Below are 18,684 nucleotides of genomic sequence, written 5' to 3' on the forward strand. Positions count from 1 at the left end.
GGTCAGCGCACGGGCCGCTGCGCCGCGCCGCCGCCCAGACCGTCGACGTACGAGGCGATCCAGGCCAGCGGGGCGTTCCAGTTGATGGTGATCTCGTTGGTGGAGAACGCCATCAGGCTGTCGGTGTAGCACATCGCCGGGGCGCAGCCCTTCAGCTTCTTCTTGGCCACCGGGTCCTGGAGCCCGGAGTTCGGGCCGCCCGCCAGCGAGCCGGGTGCCGGATGCGGCAGCCGGTGGTCGCGCTGGTGGGCCCAGAAGCGGTGGTGCTGGTTGTGCGAGTCCCGCTCGCCGTGGCCGGTGACATAGGACTGGTTGAGCGGATTGCCGCCCAGCAGATAGTCCATGCCGCGGAGCACCGCGTCGAGATAGCGGTCCTTGCCCGTCAGGTCGTGCGCGGTGGCGAGCACGACCATGTTGTTGAGCACCTGGCTGTTGGAGCCCCACTCGTACGTGCCGTCCTTCGGCGCGTACGGCACGCCGTAGGCCGACTTCGCGGAGTCGGCGGCGTAGCGGTCTGCGGCCTTCGTCACCATCGCGCGCACCTCGGCGCGCTGCCGCTCGGTGAGCTTGTTGGGGACGGTGGCCAGGTCCAGCGCGCCGAGGCCCGCGGTCGAGGCCCACGACATGCCGCCGCCGCGCGGGAAGAGCGCGCCCACGTCGCGGTGGAGCGGCGAGTCGAGCACCGCCTTGGCGTAGCCGTGGTCGCCGGTGGTGATGAACAGCTCGGCCGCGGCCCAGTAGAACTCGTCGCCGACGTGGCGGTCGCCGTAGGCACCGCCACCCGTGGAGTCGTTGTCGCCGGCGTAGATCTTCGGATGTGCCTTGGCCGCGTCCCACGCGGCCCGGGCCGCGTGCAGACAGCGGGCGGCGAACTCCGGGTCGTAGGACTTGAACAGCCGGGCGCTCTGCGCGGCGGACGCCGCCAGGTTGAGCGTGGCCGCAGTGGACGGCTTGTGCAGCTCGCGCTGTTGCCGGTCCTGGTCCGGCCGGGTCGGGAACCCGGTCCACTGCTTGTCGTGCACCTTGTGGAACGCCATACCGGCGAGCGGCTTGCCCTTCGGCACCTGCATGCGCAGCAGGAAGTCCATCTCCCAGCGGGCCTCGTCCAGGATGTCCGGGACGCCGTTGCCACGCTCGGGCACCCGGAGCCTGCCGTCGCCCAGCGACGCGGCGTCGGCGCCCTTGGCGGTGCGGGTGCGCTCGTAGGCGGACATCAGCTGGGCCACCGAGATACCGCCGTTGACGACGTACTTGCCCTGGTCACCGGCGTCGTACCAGCCCCCGGCGACATTCCGGCGGTAGTCGCACACGCCCTTGACGCACGGGACGTCGGTGTCGCCCCGGTGCGGGGCCGCCTTGTCGTGGCCCGCGGGACGGGCGTACTTGGAGCCCACGAGGTCCGCGTCGATCTTGATGCCGCTGCGGTTGTGGTAGAAGTACGCGAGCGCGTCGCTCCGCAGCGAGTCGTAGAGGTGATCACCGATGGCGAACGGCTCGCTCTTCTTCCCGTCGATGGTGACGGTGTACCCCTCGCCCGCGTCCATGATCCTGCCGAAGTCGAAGATCTGGACATTCTGCCGGGAGCTGGGGTCGACGCCCGCGGGGGTGGTGGTGCCGCGCGCCCGCTCGGTGCCGTCGGCGGCCCGGAGCGTCCAGGTCAGCGGCTTGGTGGCGGGGGTGACCACGGTGCCCTTCTTGGGGCCGTGGGTCAGATAGCCGACCTGGTTCACCCGCACCGGGGAGCCGGTGTCGGCCTTGGGAGCGCCCGTCCCGGCGGTGTGCCGCGCGTGGTGGTCGGCGGCGCTCGCCGCGGGCGCGGCCAGGGCGCCGAGGGTCAGTCCGGCCGCGACCGCCGCGCCCACCATGCGCCGGCGGCGGCGGTCGGTCCGATCAGGGGTGATCCGTACGCGAGGAGCGGTAGCAGACAAGACTCAGCACTTCCGGGGTTCGGCGTCCATTCCGTCCCTCAGAGGCTAGGAAGAGGCCCTGGCCTGGAGCTTCGTACGCTTAGCCGAAATCCGGATACACCAGGTGACCGAGGCCCGCCTCCTTCGATCGAGGTATCGCGGGAGGTGAGCCGTGGTGGCGGGGGGCTACCAGCGGGCGAGATCCGCCTGGAAGGACGGGTCGAAGCGCCGCATGTACCCGGTGTCATCGCGGTTGCGCAGTCCGCACCGGACGTACTGCTCGTGCAGGCGCGCCAGGGCGTCGGGGTCCAGCTCCACACCGAGGCCGGGGGCGCCCGGCACGGGCACCGCGCCGTCCACGAAGGTCAGCGCGCCGTCCACGATCACGTCCTCGGTCTTCCACGGCCAGTGGGTGTCGCAGGCGTAGGTGAGGTTCGGGGTGGCCGCGGCGAGGTGGGTCATCGCGGCCAGGCTGATGCCCAGGTGTGAGTTGGAGTGCATGGACAGGCCCATGCCGAAGGTGTCGCAGATGCCGGAGAGCAGCTTGGAGCGGCGCAGCCCGCCCCAGTAGTGGTGATCGGAGAGGACGACCTGGACGGCGTCGGCGGCCACCGCCGGGGCCAGCTCGTCGAAGGCGACCACGCACATGTTGGTGGCCAGCGGCATGGGGACCTCGCGGGCGACCGCGGCCATGCCGTCGATCCCGGGGGTGGGGTCCTCCAGATACTCCAGCACGCCCTCGAGCGCGCGCCCGACCTTCACCGAGGTCTCCGTCGTCCAGACCGCATTGGGGTCCAGCCGCAGCGGATGATCGGGGAAGGCGCGGCGCAGCGCCCGGATCGCCTCGATCTCCTCCTCGGGGGGCCGGACGCCGCCCTTCAGCTTGATCGCCGTGAAGCCGTAGTCGTCCACCATCCGGCGGGCCTGCGCCACGATGGCGTCGGGGTCGAGGGCCTCGCCCCACTCGTCCGGCTCCTGGCCCGGGTGGGCGGCCCACTTGTAGAAGAGGTACGCGCTGAACGGGACGGCGGACCGCACGGCGCCGCCGAGCAGGTCGCTGACCGGGCGGCCGATGGCCTTGCCCTGGATGTCCAGGAGCGCCACCTCGAACGGGGAGACGACGCGGTCGACGGTGCTGCTGGTGGTGATCATGCCGGTGAGCCCGGAGCCGCCGGAGCCGCCCACGCGGTCGATGACCCGCTGGACGCGCTGGTGCAGCTCCTCGGTGGCGAAGGCGTCCAGCCCGACGATCTCGTGTCCGACGGCCGCCAGGCGCTCCAGGTGGAGCTCGTCCGCGTAGGTCTCGCCGAGCCCGGTCAGGCCCGCGTCGGTGTGGATCTGCACGATCGAGCGGAGCGCGAAGGGCTCGTGGACGCCGACGGAGTTGAGCAGGGCCGGGTCGCGGAAGGCGACGGGGGTGATGGTGACATCCGTGATGCGCAGGGGTGCTCCGTCAGACATCGACGTCCATTCAGATGGTGGAACAGATGGCGGATGTATGAACCCTATCAAGGGTAGGGTCTGCACCCCACTGCCAGTGGGTTCAAGTGCGTGAACGAAGCGAGGAGTTCCTGCTGGGCATCGCGGAGGCGGGGTTCTTCCCCGGTGTGATGGACTACCTCACCACCTGGCTGCCGGACTCCGCGCGCGGCCGGGCCGGCGCCATCTTCCTCGGCGGCTCGGGTCGGGCTGCTCACGGCCATCCCGTGGATCTGCGCGGTCATCGCGATGTACACGATGAGCCGCTATACCGACCGGGTTCCGGACCGGCGGCCCTACCTCGCCATCGTGCTGGTGCTCTCCGCCATCGGCACCTTCCTCGCCACCCTGGGCTCCCCGTGGTTCGGGCTCGCGGCCGTCACCCTGGCCGCCGTCGGCAGCAAGTGCGCCGCCAACCTCTTCTGGCCGCTGGCCAAGTCCACGCTCGACCTCAAGGTCACGGCCGCGGGGCTGGCCGTCGTCAACTCCCTGGGCAACCTGGGCGGCTTCGTCTCCCCCACCCTCTTCGGCTATCTGGAGGAGACGACGGGCAGCACCAACGGCGGCCTCTACGCGCTCTCCGCGGCCTCGCTGCTCGCCACCGCCGGTGTCTACTTCATCCGCCGCGCCGGCAGCGGCCGTGGCGGGGCCGAGGCCGCAGCGCCCGCCGCCGTCCGGACCGCCTCCGGGTGACCATGGCGCGGCCCCGCCCGGAGCCGTGTGGTGCCGGGCGGGGCCGTGTGGTTACGGGGTCGCGGCGGGGCCCGTCATCGTCGGACGACCGTCGCGTCGGTGGCGCCGTCGCGGTCAGCGAAGCCCGGACGCGGGCGTGGGCACGGCCCGCGTGACCTGGATCTTCTCCCGGAACAGCAGTTCCTCGACCCGAGGGCCGATCTCCTGCTGCCACCGCTCGCTCTGGTAGACGGCCTCGTAGAGCCGCACCCGCTCCGCCTCGTCGGCGAAGCGCCGCAGCCACACATAGCCGTCGGGGTCCTCCTCGTCGATGAACGAGGCGATGACGTTCATCCCCTGCGCCGTCTGGAAGGGAATGATCACCTCCTCCATGAAGCTGACCCATTCCTCCCGGCGGCCGGGCCTGGTCTGGTAGCGGCGGATCTCGTAGAACATGCGCGTCTCCTGGGGCTGGTGTGAGCGTCGTGCGAAGTGGTCTCGGGTGTCGGCCGGGGAACGGTCAGGCGCCGGTGCGGAGCACCAGCTTGCCGCGGGTGTGGCCGTCCTCCCCCTGGCGGTGGGCGCGGGCGGCCTCCTCCAGCGGAAAGACGTCCGCCACCTCGACCTCCACCGCACCCTGGTCGATCAGTCCGGCGATGGTGGTCAGGGCGGCGCCGTCCGGCTCGACGAGGAAGGGGCTGGTGCGCACACCGCGGGCGTCCGCGGCCTCCCGCAGCTCGGGGCTGACGCCACCGGGGACGGCCACCAGCAGTCCGCCCTTCTTCAGCACCTCCAGGGAACGGGTACTGGTCGCGTCGTGCCCCTCTCCCAGCAGGTCGATCACCACATCGACGTCCTCGACCGCGTCCTCGAAGCGCTGCTCGGTGTAGTCGATCAGCTCCGCCGCGCCGAGCCCGCCGAGCCACTCGTGGCGGCTCTTCCGGGCGGTCCCCACGACCGTCGCCCCCAGGTGCCGTGCGAACTGGACGGCGAAGTGGCCGACGCCACCGGCGGCGGCGTGCACCAGAACCCGCTGCCCGGCCTCCACCTTGACCGTGTCCACCAGGATCTGCCAGGCCGTCAGCGCCGCGAGCGGCACGGCGGCCGCCGCCTCGTGGCTCAACGTGGCGGGCTTGCGGGCGAACTGGCGGGAGGGGGCCGTCACGAACTCTGCGTAGCCGCCCGCCTGACGGGGGAACCACGGCATTCCGTACACCTCGTCGCCCGGGGCCAGGGTGGTCACCCCGAACCCGGCTTCCTCGACCACACCGGAGACGTCCCAGCCCAGGGTGAACGGCGGCTCGCCCAGCACGCCCGCCATACCGCCGCCCTGACGGGTCTTCCAGTCGACCGGGTTGACGCCGGCGGCGTGCACCCGCACCAGCACCTCGGTGGGCAGCGGTTCCGGCCGCGCGACCTCCGCGACGCGCAGCACCTCCGGGCCGCCGGTCGCGTCCTGTACCACCGCACGCATCATGGACCTGGACACGTGTTGCCTCCTGAGCTCATCCGTATCTCTCGCGCCCGCTCTCCGAACGCGCTCGCACGCTAACCTCAGGGACCTGGTTACCCACAAGGGACACTGCTACCTTTTGGATAGTACGACGTAGCCCGGAAGGTTTCCGCCATGAGTACGCGATGCCACACGGGCCAGCATGCCCATCATGATGTGTACGAGGCCCAGTGCCCGTGCCGCGCCATGCTGGATCTGCTGGCGAACAAATGGTCGGCGCTGGCCATCGGAGCCCTGGAGGACGGCCCCTTGCGATTCGGCGCGCTACAGCGCCGGCTTCAGGGGATCAGCCCCAAGGTGCTCACCCAGACACTGCGGCGCCTCGAGGACGCCGGGCTGGTGGAGCGGACCGTCTACCCGGCCGTTCCGCTCCATGTGGAGTACGAGCTCTCCTCCCTGGGCCACAGCGCGTCCGTCCCGCTCAGGAATCTGCGTCTGTGGGTGGAGGACAATCTGGATCTCACCGCCTCGGCCGCGAAGCCGATGTGACGGCGCCGGTTCCCCTGCCGGTCGCCGCCCGGCCCCCCCTCAGCACCCTTCTCGCGGAGCGAGCGGGCGCCCTGGTCCGGGCTCTTGTCAGGCGGTGGGGGCGGTGCGGATGGCGGCGATGTCGAACTGGAGGCGGACCTTCTCACTCACCAGGGCGCCGCCCTCGGCCAGCCTGGCGTTGTAGGTCAGCCCCCATTCGGAGCGGTTGATGGTGGTCGTGCCGTCGAAGCCCGCCCGCTGGTAGCCGAAGGGATCCGTGACATGTCCGATATAGGTGAGCTCCAGGACGACGGGGCGGGTGATGTCTCTGATCGTGAGCTCCCCGGCCATGCGGTAGACGTCCGGGCCCGAGACCTCCACGGCGGTGCTGATGAACCGGATGTGCGGAAAGGTTCTGGCGTCCAGGAAGTCCCGGCCCATCAAGTGGTCGTCGCGCTGCTCGACACCGGTCTGGACACTGGCGGTGGACAGCAGGACCTCGGCCCGGGAACGGCGCGGGTCACGGCCGTCGAAGTAGAGTCGGCTCTCGAACTCCGTGAAGGCGCCACGCACCGTGCTCACCATGGCGTGCCGGACGGAGAAACCGATCCGGCTGTGCGCCGGGTCGACGATCCACTCTCCGGTGAGAGCCGCGAGGCCGGGGTCCGGCAGAGCGACGGCGCTGGACGTCGCCCGAGTAGTGGGGGCCTCCGGTGCGGCGCTGGCGATCGCGCGGCGGGAGGTACTGCGGCTGAACAGGTTCATGCCACCCGTTGTTATTTCAACTTACGGGATGACGCAACCCTTGATCAAGAGCAGATACTCAAGGATCTTGAGTAAGTGTCTGCGATGCACCCCCCGAGGAGAAGCCCCCGTTGACGACCGACAGTTACTACGAGCCGATCGACGAGTACCGCTACAAGCCCACCTCCCACGTCAGTGGCGCCTGGAGCACCGACGAACAGCACTTCAGCCCGCTCGGTGGGCTCATCGTCCACGCCATCGACCGCCACCTCGCCACCCGGCCGCACACCGGGCTGCTGCTCAGCCGGATCAGCTTCGACATCCTCGGGCGCCTCGCCCTCGACGAGTGCGAGATCCGGGTGGAGACCATCCGGCCCGGCCGCACCATCGAACTCCTCGAGGCCGTGGTGCTCATCGCCGACCGTCCCGTGGTCCGGGCGCGCGCCTGGCTCCTGGCCACCGTGGACACCGCCGCCGTGGCCGGTGGCCCCGGGGACCGGCTCACCCCTCCCGAGCGGCTCGCCCCCTGGTCGATGGCCTCGCTGTGGCCCGGCGGGTACATCGCCTCCCTGGACTCCCGTCCGCTCGCACCGCGCGAGCCGGGCCGCGCGACCCTCTGGGTCTCCACCCCGCTCGGCCTGGTGGCCGGGCAGACCAGCACCCCGCTGGCCTCGTACATCGCGCTCGTGGACACCGCCAACGGCATCGCCGTACGGCAGTCGCCCACCACCTGGATGTTCCCCAACGTCGACCTGACCATCCATCTCCACCGGCAGCCCGAGGGCCGCTGGACCGGGCTGGACACCACGGTCACCTTCGGCGGCACTGGTCAGGGCATCACCAGCACCGTGCTGCACGACCTGCGCGGTCCGGTCGGCCACGCCCAGCAGATCCTCACCGTACGGCCCCTGCCCGGCACCTGACCGCGCACGGGACAGGCCGCCACCGGCGAGGTGGCGGCTCCCCCTGTACGATGAGCCCGCAAGCAACGAACCACTCTGCCTGACGCAGAGCTGGCGCGACCGCTCGGCGGCCGCGGTCCTCCATGCCCCTGATCGGCGCGGACCCGGTATCTACCCCGGTCCAGCGCGAGAGGACAGCTCTCGGCGCACTCCGCCACGCCGGCCCGGGTGCGCTACCAGGCGGCGGAAAGGCGTCGGCCGTGGCATCCGCGGTCTCCAGCGACACCCCTCCCCCCGCACAGCGCGTCGGCTACCGGCAGCTGCTGCGCACACCGGGCGCGTGGACCTTCCTGCTGCCCGGGTTCGCCGCCCGGCAGCCGTTCGCGATGCTGACGATCAGCATCGTGCTCCTGCTGCGCCACACCACCGGGTCGTACGGCATCGCCGGTGCGGTCGCGGCCGTCACCGGCGTCTCCATGGCGCTGTTCGCGCCCCGGAGCGGCAAGCTGGCCGACCGCCACGGGCAGCGCGCGGTCCTGGTGCCTGGTGTGCTGCTCCACGCGGCGGCCGCGGCCCTGCTGACGGCGCTCGCACTGGCCCACGCGCCGCTGTGGGCGCTGATCGCCGCCGCGGTGCCCACGGGCGCCTCCGTGCCGCAGGTCGGGCCCATGGTGCGGGCCCGCTGGGCGGCCGCCCTCGGGGACGGCGCACCGGGCGGATCCGGGCCGCGCCCGGGACGCCATCCGCTGCTGGCGACCGCGGCCGCGTTCGAGTCCGTGACGGACGAGCTCACGTTCGTCATCGGGCCCGTGCTCGCCACCGCCCTGAGCACCGCCGTGCACCCGGCCTCCGGCCTGATCGCGGAGGCCGCGCTGACGCTGGTGGGCGGGCTGCTCTTCGCGGCCCGGCGCCGTACCGCGCCACCGCCGCGCCCGGCGCGGGCGAACGCGCGGGAGCCGCACGCCTCGGCCCTGTCCGTGCCGGGCGTACGGGTCCTGGCCGTGGCCTTCCTGGGCATCGGCTCGGTGTTCGGCGGGATGCAGGTCGCCCTGACCGCCTTCACCCATGAGCACGGCCAACCGGGCCTGAACGGTGTGCTGTACGGGGTGTTCGCGGCGGGCAACATGCTCGCGGGCGTGGCCTGCGGCGCCATCGCCTGGCGCACCTCCCCGCGCCGGCGGCTGCTGACCGCCTACGCCGCGCTGACGCTGATCTGCTCGACGCTGTGGGCGGTGTCCGCGCCACTGCCGCTGGGCGGGCTGGGACTGCTGGCGGGCCTGTGCATCGCACCGGCGCTGATCACCGGGTACACCCTGGTGGACGCGCTGGTCCCGGCCGCCTCCCGGACGGAGGCGTTCACCTGGCTGACCGGCTCGGTCGCGCTGGGGCAGGCCGCGGCGGTGACGGCGGGCGGACAGGTGGCGGACGGCTTCGGCGCGAGCGCCGCCTTCACCGTGCCGCTCGTCGGCACGGCCCTGGCCCTGCTGACGGTGGTGTCCCTGCGCGCCCACATCGCACCGCGCGGCACCACCACGGCGATACGCCGGGACCAGCACACCGCCGACACCCACGCCGCGGGTCAGTCGGTGAGGAACGACGACACGATGGCCCCGGCCTCCGGGCGGCACTCCTCGAAGTAGCCGTGCCGGGCGCCCTCGAAGATGTGCGTCCGCGCCCGGGGAATGCGCGAGGCGAGCAGCGGTGCGTTGACCGCCGGGGTGAGCCGGTCGTCCGCTCCGTGCAGGATCAGCGTGGGCGCGCCGATGAGCGGGAGGACGTCCCAGGCGTCGTGTTCATTGCTCGCCACCAGATGGCGCCGCCGGGCGTGCGGGGGCATACCGGGATCGCCGAGGGTCGTATACGGCCCGGGGTGCCCGGACCGCCAGGCCGGGGTGTACATGAGGTCGGTCAGCGCCTCCCTCGCCGCCCGCGCGTCGGCCTGGGCCAGGGAGCGCCGTACCGCCATGTCGCGCTCCGTCGCCCGTGGTCCGCCGGGTGAGGTGCAGCCGAGGACGAGGCGCCGGATCCGCGCCGGGTGGCGGGCGGCGACCCACTGGGCGACCCGTCCGCCCATGGAGGTCCCGTACAGATCGGCGGACTCGATGCCCAGATGGTCGAGGACGGCGATCACATCGTCGGCGAAGTCCCGTGTCGCGTAGGGGTGGTCGGGCTTTCCGCTCTCCCCCGTACCGCGCCAGTCCATGGTGAGGGTGGAGTGCGTGGTGTGGAAGTCCGCCCGTACGCCGTCCCACCAGTGGTGGTTGTTGGCCTGGCCGGCCAGGAGCACCAGCGGCGCCCCGGTGCCCTGGCGCTGGTAGGCGAGGAGGGTGCCGTCCAGTGCGCGGGCGTGCCCGCTGACCTGCTGGGGGACGTCGGTGTGTGGCATGGGTGTCTGGTGCCTTTCGGGCTTCGGGCGTTGCGGGCGCGGGCGGTCCGCGCTCAGCCGCGGGCGATGACCTTGCCCGGGTTGAGGATCCCGTGCGGATCGAGGGCCGCCTTGACCGCTCGGTGCAGGTCCAGGACGGCCGGTGTGAGCTCCCGCTCCAGACCGTCCCGCTTCAGCAGGCCCACACCGTGTTCACCGGTGACCGTGCCGCCGAGGTCGATGGCGTCCGCGATGATCTCGTGGAACGCGGCCTGGGCCCGCTCCCGGGCCGCCGTGTCGCCGGGCTGGGTGATCAGCAGCGGATGGAGGTTGCCGTCACCGGCGTGGGCGATGTTGGCGATGAGCGTGTCATGGCGGGTGGCGGCGCGCTCGATGCGCGCCAGCATCTCCGGTACGGCCGCCTTGGGCACGCACACGTCCTCGGTGAGCACCGGGCCCAGCCGCTCCAGCGCGGGATAGGCGAGCCGCCGGGCCGCGAACAGCGCGTCGGCCTCCTCCTGGTCCGTGGACTGCGCGGCCCAGGTCGCCCCCGCCTCCTCGAAACAGGCGAGCATCCGCTCGGCCTCCTGGGCGCCGGCCGGGCCGGGGGCGTCCGTGCGTCCGAGGAGCACCACGTCCGCGTCGACGGACAGGCCCATGTTCTTCCACTTGTCGACGGCCGCCAGGCAGTGCCGGTCGATGAGCTCAAGCGCGGACGGGGTGAGCCCGGCGGCCCCGATCGCGGCGACCGCGCGTCCCGCCGCCACGACGGAGGAGAAGTATCCGGCGACCGTGCGCTCCGCCTCGCGCCGCGGCCGCAGCCGCACCGTGACCTCGGTGATCACTCCCAGGGTGCCCTCGGAGCCGACCATCAGGCCCGCCAGGTCGTACCCGGCCACGCCCTTGGCGGTCCTGCGGCCGAGTCGCACCAGCTCACCGGTGCCGGTCACCACTTCCAGGCCGAGCACATAGTCGCGGGTGACGCCGTACTTCACACAGCACAGCCCGCCCGCGTTGGTCGCCACATTGCCGCCGATGGTGGACCAGGGCGCGCTCGCCGGGTCCGGCGGGTACCACAGCCCCCGCTCGGCGCAGGCGGCCCGCAGATCGTCGTTGACCACCCCGGGTCCGACGACCGCGAGGCGCTCCACGGGGTCGATCTCGTGGATGGTGTCCATGGCCTCGGTGGAGAGCACCACACAGCCCTCGACGGCGTTGGCACCACCGGAGAGACCGGTGCCGGCGCCCCGGGTGACCAGCGGTACGCCGTGCCGTACGCAGGCCCGCACCACCGCGCGCACCTCCGCCGCCGTACGTGGCCGCACCACCGCGCGGGGCGTGCCGTACGGCGCCCACTCCGCCTCGTCGTGGACGAACCCGGCGGCGACACCGGGGTCCTCAACCATCCGGCCGTCCGGCAGCTCCTGCCGCAGATCATCGATCAACACGCCGGTCCCCTGCCTCGTCGTCGCGCACGGTACTTCCCGCTCGCACGGTACCCACCGCCACCGGAGAGCGTGATCACCACCCCCTGGCTCCGGGGCGGTGGCGGGTCGGCACTTGCATGAGAACCATCGTTCTCCTAGGGTCGGACCCATGGAGAGAACGCTCGTTCTCCCCTCCTCCGCCACGACTCGAGGAGTCGCCATGACCGACGCCGCACGCCCTCCGTTCCCCCCGTTCACCCGCGAGACCGCCATCGAGAAGGTCCGGCTGGCGGAGGACGGCTGGAACTCCCGTGACCCGGAGAAGGTCGCCCTGGCCTACACCGTCGACTCGCGCTGGCGGAACCGCGCGGAGTTCGTCACCGGCCGCGCGGAGATCGTCGCCTTCCTCACCCGCAAATGGGCGAGGGAGCTGGACTACCGGCTCATCAAGGAGCTGTGGGCCTTCGACGGCAACCGCATCGCCGTACGCTTCGCCTACGAGTCCCACGACGACTCCGGCAACTGGTTCCGCTCCTACGGCAACGAGAACTGGGAGTTCGACGACAGCGGTCTGATGCGCCTGCGCCACGCCTGCATCAACGACCTCCCCATCGAGGAGTCGCAGCGCCTGTACCACTGGCCGCTCGGGCGCCGCCCCGACGACCACCCCGGGCTGAGCGACCTCGGCCTCTGAGACCTCGGCTTCCGACCGGCCGGACACCAGGCCGGACACCAGGCCGGACACCAGGCCGGACACCAGGCCGGACACCAGGCCGGACACCAGGAGAGCGATGACATGATCAGTCCCGAGACCGCGGAGCTCCGGATCCTCGACGCGGCCGAGACCCTGTTCTACGGACGGGGCATCCAGGCGGTGGGCATGGATGAGATCCGCTCCGCGTCAGGCGTCTCCCTCAAGCGGCTCTACCAGCTCTTCCCGTCCAAGGGCGAGCTCCTCCAGGCGTATCTGCGGCGGCGCGACATCCGCTGGCGCCAGAGGCTGGCCGCGTACGCCGATGCGCAGGCCACCCCCGAGGAGAGCATCCTGGCGGTCTTCGACTGGCTCCACGAGTGGTTCGGCGAGCCGGACTTCCGCGGCTGCGCCTTCAGCAACTCCTTCGGGGAACTCGGCGCCACCTCCTCGGCCGTCGCCGAGACGGCCCGGGCGCACAAGGAGGCGTTCTTCCGCTACCTCGCCGAGCTGACGGCGGCCGCGGGCAAACCGGCCGCGCTGGGCGACCACTTGGCCCTGCTGGCCGAAGGCGCCATCACCACCGCGGCCATCACCGGCAGCGCCGAACCCGCGCATCAGGCGAAGGCGGCCGCGCGCGTCCTGCTGGACGCGGCACAGCCGTCAGCATCCAGGGCACAGCCGTCACCAGCAGGAGGGGCATAGCCGCTACCATCCAGTCTCATGCGGGGGTGGTGGGAGCGGGGCCGGGCGCTGGGAGCAGCCCACCCCCAGGCCGTGGACATCGGGATCGCGCTCCTGGTCCAGGCGGCCATGACGATGCCGTTCGTGGTGCCACGCCCGCCCGATCTGGAGCCGGCGACCTGGCCCGCCTACGGGCTGACCACACTCACCGTCGTCCCCCTGATCTGGCGCCGGCGCGCTCCCCTGGCCGTGCTGACCGCGATCATCGCGACCAGCGCGCTGTACAGGCTGGCGGTGGAGGGGCCCGGGCAGCCGCTGCCGTACACCGGGCTCGTCATCATCTACACGATCGCCGCCGCTTCACCGCCGTGGAAGCGGCTGGTCGCGGGCGGTCTGCTGACGGTCGCCGTGCCGGTGTCGGTGTGGCTCAACACCCGGACGGCGCGTGAGCTGACCTTCTCCCTCTTCGTGTTCGCGGCGGCCTATGTCCTCGGGCGGCTGACCGATGCCCGGCAGCGGGAGCACCGGATCGAGGCGGAGCGGGCCGCCGCGCGCGAACGGGCCCGGATCGCACGGGAGATGCACGACATCCTCTCCCATGCGGTGAGCCTGATGATCGTGCAGGCGGAGGCCGGTCCGGTGGCGGTGCGGACGGCTCCGGAGCGGGCCGAGGCCGCCTTCGACGCCATCTCCGCGACCGGCCGGGACGCCATGGCGCAGCTGCGCCGGATGCTGGGTGTGCTGCGCGAGGGCGATGAGCCGGGCCGCGCCCCGCGCGAGCCGCAGCCGGGCCTGGCCGGTCTGCCCGAGCTGCTCGACCGGATACGGGCGAGTGGCCTCGAGGTGGCGTACGAGTCGGCGGGGGCAGTACGGCCGCTGCCGGAGGCCACCGGGGCGAGCGTCTTCCGGATCGTCCAGGAGGCCCTGACCAACGTGGTCAAGCACGCGGCGGCCCGCGGCGTTTCCGTCCAACTCACCTATGGCGAAGGCGCGGTGGACATCCGGGTGCTGGACGACGGGCGCGGACCGCGACCGGGTTCCGGTGGCGGCCACGGTCTGATCGGGGTCCGCGAGCGGGCGGCGGCACACGGCGGTACGGCGGCCACCGGGCCCGGCCCGGACGGCCGGGGCTTCGAGGTACGGGTCCATCTCCCCGTACCCGCCGCGGCGGAGGTGGCGCGTTGACGATCCGGGTGGTGGTGGCCGACGACCAGGAGCTGGTGCGCAGCGGCTTCGCCATGATCCTTGACGCCCAGCCGGACATCGAGGTGGTCGCGGAGGCGGGCGACGGGGCCGAGGCCGTCGAGGCGGTGCGGCGGCACACGCCCGATGTGGCCCTGCTGGACATCCGGATGCCACGTCTGGACGGTATCGGGGCCTGCCGCGAGATCGCCGCGTCCGGCGGCTGCCGGACGGTGATGCTGACGACCTTCGACTCCGACGAGTACGTCTACGAGGCGCTGCACGCGGGCGCGAGCGGCTTCCTGCTGAAGGATGTGCGCAGGGACGATCTGGTGCACGCGGTACGGGTGGTGGCGCGGGGCGACTCCCTGCTCGCCCCGTCGGTGGCCCGGCGGCTGGTGGAGCAGTACACCCGGGCCACCGCCCGGCCACAGCGGCCGGACCCCCGGCTGGACGCGCTGACCGGGCGGGAGCGGGAGACGCTGCTGCTGCTCGCGCGGGGGCTGTCGAACGCCGAGATCGCCGCGGCGCTGGTGGTCAGCGAGCACACGGTCAAGACGCATGTCGGCAATGTGCTCGCCAAGCTGGGGCTGCGGGACCGGATCCAGGCGGTGATCTGCGCCTACGAGACGGGCCTGATCACGGCCGGGGATCCCCCGCCCGGGGGAGCGGCCGGTCCCGGCTCCTCCCCCGCGTCGGCGAGGAACTGACCCCGGAACACCGCTCGCGCGGGCGATCCGCGCCGGACCGCCGGTCACCAGGATGGAGCCACCGAGAACAACGCTCATCTCACGGGAGTTGACCATGAAGAATACCAGCCGCACCCTGCTGGCCGCGGCGCTCGTCCTGGGCGTCGTGGCGGGCCCGGCGGCGCCGCCGGTCCTCGCGGCCACCTCGTCGCCCTCGGACATCCCGTCCCCCGCGGACACCTCGTCGGCCACAGCATCCGAGCGGTCCGGGATTCCCGAGCTGGAGGCCGCCATCGCGAATCTGCCGACGAGCGACGCCACGGCCGCGCTGGTACGGGTCGGGGGCACCGAGGGCGTCTGGAGAGGCAGTTCGGGCGTGCACGACCTGACGACCAGCCGGCCGGCCGATCCGGCGGGCCGCTTCCGCGCCGGTTCGGTGACCAAGGTCTTCACGGCCGCGGTCGCCCTCCAGCTGGCCGCCGAGGGCACACTCGACCTGGACCGCACCGCACGCTCGTATCTCCCGGAGCTGATCCCGGCGTCGTACGGGGCGGTCACCGTACGGCAGTTGCTCAATCACACCCACGGCATCCCCGCCGCCCGTATCCCCGGGGACACGGTCGAGGAGCGGTACGCCGACCGCTTCCGGATCCATGACCCCGAGGAGATGGTCCGCTCGGCGACCGCGCAGAAGCGCGAGTTCGCGCCCGGCGAGAAGCAGCACTATCTGAACATCGGCTACACCATCGCCGCCCTGGTCATCGAGCGGATCACGGGCGACACCTACGAACACCAGGTGACCCACCGGATCCTGAAGCCCCTGGGGCTGCGCGACACCTACCTCCCGGGGACGGATCCGCGCATCGCCGGCCCGCACAACCACGGCTACCAGACGATGCGGCTGGACGACGGCACGACCGGGCTGCGCGATGTGTCGGTGTGGGGGCCGACGGACGGCTGGGCGGCCGGGGACATCATCTCGACCACGGCGGACCTGGAGCGGTTCATCAAGGCCCTGTTCCGGGGGCGGGTGGTGCGCGGCCCGCTGCTGCGGGAGATGTTCACGCTGCCGAAGGTGGCGGACTTCACCACCGGCGACCCGGCCGCGTACTCGGTCGGCCTCTCGATGAAGAAGCTGGGCGGCCGTGAGGTGTGGGGGAAGTCGGGCGGCCGCTGGGGCTACAACACCGGCATCGTCTCCACCCGCGACGGCTCGCGCACCCTCGTCTACAGCGTCAACTCCACCGACGCCAAGGGCCAGGAGATGAACACGGTGGTGCGGGACATCATGGTGGCGGCCTACGGCAGCCCCTGAGCGGCTCCTCGGTCCCCCGAGCGGCTCCTCAGTCCCCTGAGCGGTGCCTCAGTCCGCCTTGAGGGCCGTGAGGATGTTCAGCCGGGCCGCCCGGCGGGCGGGCCAGAGTCCGGCGACCACTCCGACGAGCGCGGCGCCCGCGAGGGCCACGGCGATACGGCCCCAGGGGATGACCATCTCGTACCCCTGGATGCTGTCGGAGGCGAGCTTGCCCGCGGCCCAGCCGAGGAAGATGCCCGCGCCGATGCCCAGAAGCGCCCCGAACAGCGAGATGAGCACGGACTCCAGACGGATCATCCGCTTCGTCTGCTCGGGCTGGAGCCCCACCGCGCGCAGCATCCCGATCTCACGGGTGCGCTCGAACACCGACATCGCGAGGGTGTTGACGACTCCCAGGACCGCGATCACCACCGCCATGGCCAGCAGCCCGTAGAGGACGTTGAGGAGCAGTGTGATGGCCTCGCCACCGGCCGCCTCGGCCAGGTCGTCGGTGTTCCGCACCTGGATGACGGGGTTCTGGTCGAGGATGCGCTGGAGGGAGCGGCGCGCCGCGTCGCCGTCACCGGTCTTGGTGCGCACCAGGACCGAGGCGTCCTCGATCTCCTTCAGATGGGGCTGGAGCGTGGCCAGCGGCATCATGGTGGACGGGAGGTACTCGTCGTCGTGGTAGACGCCGCCGATCTCCAGCGAGCCCCGGCTGCCGTCGTCGTAGACCACCGTCACCCGCTGTCCCGTGGTCCATCCGTAGATGTCGGCGATGGAGGTGTCGATCAGCAGGCTCTTGCCTCCGCCCGAGCCCAGGGCCGCGAGCGAGCCCGAGGCGAAGCTCGGGTCGAGGAGGTCGCCGATGGTCCGGGGGTCCACACCGGTCAGGGTCACCTCGTCGCCACCGATCCGCACGGCGCCCTGGCGCCGCGGGCTGGAGGACGTCACGGCCGAGGACTTCGCCAGGGTTTGCTGGACCGACGCGGGCAGGTGGCCGCTGTTCTTCGACGAGATCTCGAAGTCGGCCCTGACGGAGCTCTCGGCCCGCTCGTGCAGCGATGTCGTGGCGGACACCGCGACCACCGTGAGACCGGTGACCAGGGACAGCCCGATCATCAGGGCCGAGGCCGTGGAGGCGGTGCGCCGGGGGTTGCGCCGGGCGTTGCGCGGCGCCAGCGTGCCCGGGACGCCGAAGCGGCGCAGCAGCGGTGCGGCCAGGTCGACGGCCGGGCCGGAGAGCGCCGGTGTCACCACGATGATGCCGATGAGCAGCATGGCGGCAGGGAGGAGCACGACATTCCTGCCCTGCTCGCCGCTGGACGCCGCGTACACCACGCCGAGCACACCGATCGCGATCAGGGCGGCGCCGATCGCGTTGCGCCTGCGGAGGCTGCGGGCGGGCGGCGGCGTGTGGATGGCGGACATGGCGGCCACGGGAGGCACGGCGGCGGCGCGGCGGGCGGGCACATACGCGGCGAGCATGGTGACGACGACGCCCACCAGGAACGAGATCAGTACGGTGCTGGGCGAGATGACCAGCGGCCCGTCCGGGAAGCCGGATCCGGTGGACGCGAACAGCTGCCGGATGCCCATGGCCACGCCGATGCCGAGGAGGAACCCCGCGGCGCCCGCGCACAGCCCCAGCAGACCGGCCTCGACGAGGACGGAGCGGGTCACCTGGCGGCGCTCGGCGCCGACCGCCCGCATCAGGGCCATCTCCCGCGAGCGCTGGGTGACGAGCATGGTGAACGTGTTGCCGATGACGAAGATGCCGACGAACAGGGCGATGGCCGCGAAGACGAGCAGCACCTGGCTGAGTCCCCGCGTCCCCTCGGCGGCCTCGGTCCGCTGCCGCTCGCGCAGCTGCGCCCCGGTGCTGATGTCGGAGTCCCCGGGCAGCAGATGGCGGGCTTCGGCCGCGAGCTTCGCCTCGGAGGTGCCGCGGTCGGCCTGGAGGGTGACTCCGTCGTACCGGCCGGGCTTCAGGAACAGCTTCTGCGCGGTGGCGTCGTCGAAGAGCGCCAGGGTGCCGCCGGAGCCGTGGGTGTCATCGGTGCGGACGATGCCGACGAGCTTCTTGTGCAGCACCGGTCCGTCGACGGCCAGCCGGACGGTGTCGCCGATCCGGTAACCACCCTGGTCGGCGGTGGCGGTGTCCAGCAGCACCTCGTCGGGCCCGGTGGGGGCTCGCCCTGCGGTCAGCGGATGGCGGGTGTCCTTGCCGTCGGCCTGGGGGAAGTAGTTGCCCCCCGCGGTCACATGGTCCTCGCCGAGGGGGTGGCCGTCCTTCGCGGCCACGGCGGCGAACCCCTCGACGGAGCCGGTGACGGACGCCACGCCGGGCAGCCGCTGGAGGCGCCGCAGGGTGTCCTCCGCCACCGTTCCGGGCTCGCCGGCCTTCTCGTCGTAGGGCGGTGTGGCTTGGACCGAGACATCGCGCAGGGTGGTGAGGAAGCGCTCCTTGTAGGCGTTGCCGATGGTGTCGGTGAAGACGAGGGTGCCCACGACGAAGGCCACGCCGAGCAGCACGGCGAGCATGGTCATCAGCAGACGGGCTTTGTGCGCGAGGACGTTGCGCAGGGCGGTACGGAACACGGGGCGGCCTTCCGGGAGGGTGCCGGGTGTGAGGTGCTCGGAGAGCGGGGGCGGGCGTCGGAGGTG

17 protein-coding genes are annotated in these 18,684 nt (G+C 72.1%); 9 read left to right on the forward strand and 8 right to left on the reverse strand.

The genetic code is table 11. The features are described 5' to 3' along the window. Positions 1 to 2: 2 nt before the first annotated feature. Both ACT2CW_RS14700 and ACT2CW_RS14705 read right to left on the reverse strand, forming a co-directional pair. A complete protein-coding gene (locus ACT2CW_RS14700; protein WP_445517019.1) occupies positions 3 to 1,865 on the reverse strand; it encodes a glycoside hydrolase family 9 protein in 1,863 nt (620 codons plus the stop codon). A gap of 228 nt (positions 1,866 to 2,093) precedes the next feature. Continuing rightward, on the reverse strand, positions 2,094 to 3,368 hold the full coding sequence (locus ACT2CW_RS14705; RefSeq protein ID WP_164434637.1) for a glucarate dehydratase family protein: 1,275 nt from the start codon (positions 3,366 to 3,368) through the stop codon (positions 2,094 to 2,096). Between the two features lie 267 nt (positions 3,369 to 3,635). On the opposite strand from ACT2CW_RS14705, the gene ACT2CW_RS14710 reads away from it, so the two are divergent. Beyond that, the gene (locus ACT2CW_RS14710; protein ID WP_445516876.1) at positions 3,636 to 4,079 is read left to right on the forward strand and encodes a hypothetical protein; all 444 of its coding nucleotides are present in this window, start codon (positions 3,636 to 3,638) and stop codon (positions 4,077 to 4,079) included. A 114-nt stretch (positions 4,080 to 4,193) separates the two neighbouring features. Here the strand turns inward: ACT2CW_RS14710 and ACT2CW_RS14715 are convergent, their stop codons facing one another. Both ACT2CW_RS14715 and ACT2CW_RS14720 read right to left on the reverse strand, forming a co-directional pair. Continuing rightward, positions 4,194 to 4,514 carry an NIPSNAP family protein gene (locus ACT2CW_RS14715; RefSeq protein ID WP_164434632.1) on the reverse strand — a complete coding sequence of 107 codons (321 nt, stop codon included), beginning with the start codon at positions 4,512 to 4,514 and terminating at the stop codon, positions 4,194 to 4,196. A 64-nt stretch (positions 4,515 to 4,578) separates the two neighbouring features. Then, a complete protein-coding gene (locus ACT2CW_RS14720) occupies positions 4,579 to 5,547 on the reverse strand; it encodes an NADP-dependent oxidoreductase (protein WP_375792342.1) in 969 nt (322 codons plus the stop codon). A 138-nt stretch (positions 5,548 to 5,685) separates the two neighbouring features. On the opposite strand from ACT2CW_RS14720, the gene ACT2CW_RS14725 reads away from it, so the two are divergent. Continuing rightward, the gene (locus tag ACT2CW_RS14725; protein ID WP_037947419.1) at positions 5,686 to 6,060 is read left to right on the forward strand and encodes a winged helix-turn-helix transcriptional regulator; all 375 of its coding nucleotides are present in this window, start codon (positions 5,686 to 5,688) and stop codon (positions 6,058 to 6,060) included. Positions 6,061 to 6,147: 87 nt separating this feature from the next. Here the strand turns inward: ACT2CW_RS14725 and ACT2CW_RS14730 are convergent, their stop codons facing one another. Beyond that, positions 6,148 to 6,804: a YceI family protein gene (locus ACT2CW_RS14730; RefSeq protein ID WP_164434630.1), complete on the reverse strand. Its 657-nt coding sequence runs from the start codon at positions 6,802 to 6,804 to the stop codon at positions 6,148 to 6,150. A gap of 110 nt (positions 6,805 to 6,914) precedes the next feature. On the opposite strand from ACT2CW_RS14730, the gene ACT2CW_RS14735 reads away from it, so the two are divergent. Together ACT2CW_RS14735 and ACT2CW_RS14740 are read left to right on the forward strand one after the other, a co-directional pair. After that, entirely contained in the window at positions 6,915 to 7,706 is a 792-nt protein-coding gene (locus ACT2CW_RS14735) for a thioesterase family protein (protein WP_445516877.1), read from the forward strand. 239 nt (positions 7,707 to 7,945) lie between these two features. After that, on the forward strand, positions 7,946 to 9,325 hold the full coding sequence (locus ACT2CW_RS14740) for an MFS transporter (protein WP_445516878.1): 1,380 nt from the start codon (positions 7,946 to 7,948) through the stop codon (positions 9,323 to 9,325). Here the strand turns inward: ACT2CW_RS14740 and ACT2CW_RS14745 are convergent. Then, positions 9,265 to 10,071 carry an alpha/beta fold hydrolase gene (locus ACT2CW_RS14745; protein WP_445516879.1) on the reverse strand — a complete coding sequence of 269 codons (807 nt, stop codon included), beginning with the start codon at positions 10,069 to 10,071 and terminating at the stop codon, positions 9,265 to 9,267. The genes ACT2CW_RS14740 and ACT2CW_RS14745 overlap by 61 nt on opposite strands. A 53-nt stretch (positions 10,072 to 10,124) precedes the next feature. Then, on the reverse strand, positions 10,125 to 11,456 hold the full coding sequence (locus tag ACT2CW_RS14750; RefSeq protein ID WP_199336171.1) for an FAD-binding oxidoreductase: 1,332 nt from the start codon (positions 11,454 to 11,456) through the stop codon (positions 10,125 to 10,127). A gap of 241 nt (positions 11,457 to 11,697) precedes the next feature. Between ACT2CW_RS14750 and ACT2CW_RS14755 the strand changes: the two genes are divergently transcribed. The 5 genes from ACT2CW_RS14755 to ACT2CW_RS14775 all read left to right on the forward strand — a co-directional run bounded on the left by ACT2CW_RS14755 (position 11,698) and on the right by ACT2CW_RS14775 (position 16,038). Beyond that, positions 11,698 to 12,171: a nuclear transport factor 2 family protein gene (locus ACT2CW_RS14755; protein WP_138912618.1), complete on the forward strand. Its 474-nt coding sequence runs from the start codon at positions 11,698 to 11,700 to the stop codon at positions 12,169 to 12,171. Between the two features lie 102 nt (positions 12,172 to 12,273). Then, entirely contained in the window at positions 12,274 to 12,873 is a 600-nt protein-coding gene (locus ACT2CW_RS14760) for a TetR/AcrR family transcriptional regulator (RefSeq protein ID WP_166484165.1), read from the forward strand. A gap of 18 nt (positions 12,874 to 12,891) precedes the next feature. Continuing rightward, positions 12,892 to 14,037 carry a sensor histidine kinase gene (locus ACT2CW_RS14765; protein ID WP_445516880.1) on the forward strand — a complete coding sequence of 382 codons (1,146 nt, stop codon included), beginning with the start codon at positions 12,892 to 12,894 and terminating at the stop codon, positions 14,035 to 14,037. Continuing rightward, positions 14,034 to 14,744 (forward strand): response regulator, encoded by a 711-nt coding sequence (locus ACT2CW_RS14770; protein ID WP_445516881.1) that lies wholly within the window; start codon positions 14,034 to 14,036, stop codon positions 14,742 to 14,744. Before ACT2CW_RS14765 ends, ACT2CW_RS14770 begins: the two co-directional genes overlap by 4 nt. A 94-nt stretch (positions 14,745 to 14,838) precedes the next feature. Beyond that, on the forward strand, positions 14,839 to 16,038 hold the full coding sequence (locus ACT2CW_RS14775) for a serine hydrolase domain-containing protein (RefSeq protein WP_445516882.1): 1,200 nt from the start codon (positions 14,839 to 14,841) through the stop codon (positions 16,036 to 16,038). A 48-nt stretch (positions 16,039 to 16,086) separates the two neighbouring features. Here the strand turns inward: ACT2CW_RS14775 and ACT2CW_RS14780 are convergent, their stop codons facing one another. Beyond that, the gene (locus ACT2CW_RS14780; protein WP_445516883.1) at positions 16,087 to 18,618 is read right to left on the reverse strand and encodes an ABC transporter permease; all 2,532 of its coding nucleotides are present in this window, start codon (positions 18,616 to 18,618) and stop codon (positions 16,087 to 16,089) included. Positions 18,619 to 18,684 lie beyond the last annotated feature (66 nt).

Source organism: Streptomyces sp. NEAU-174, from assembly GCF_052665095.1.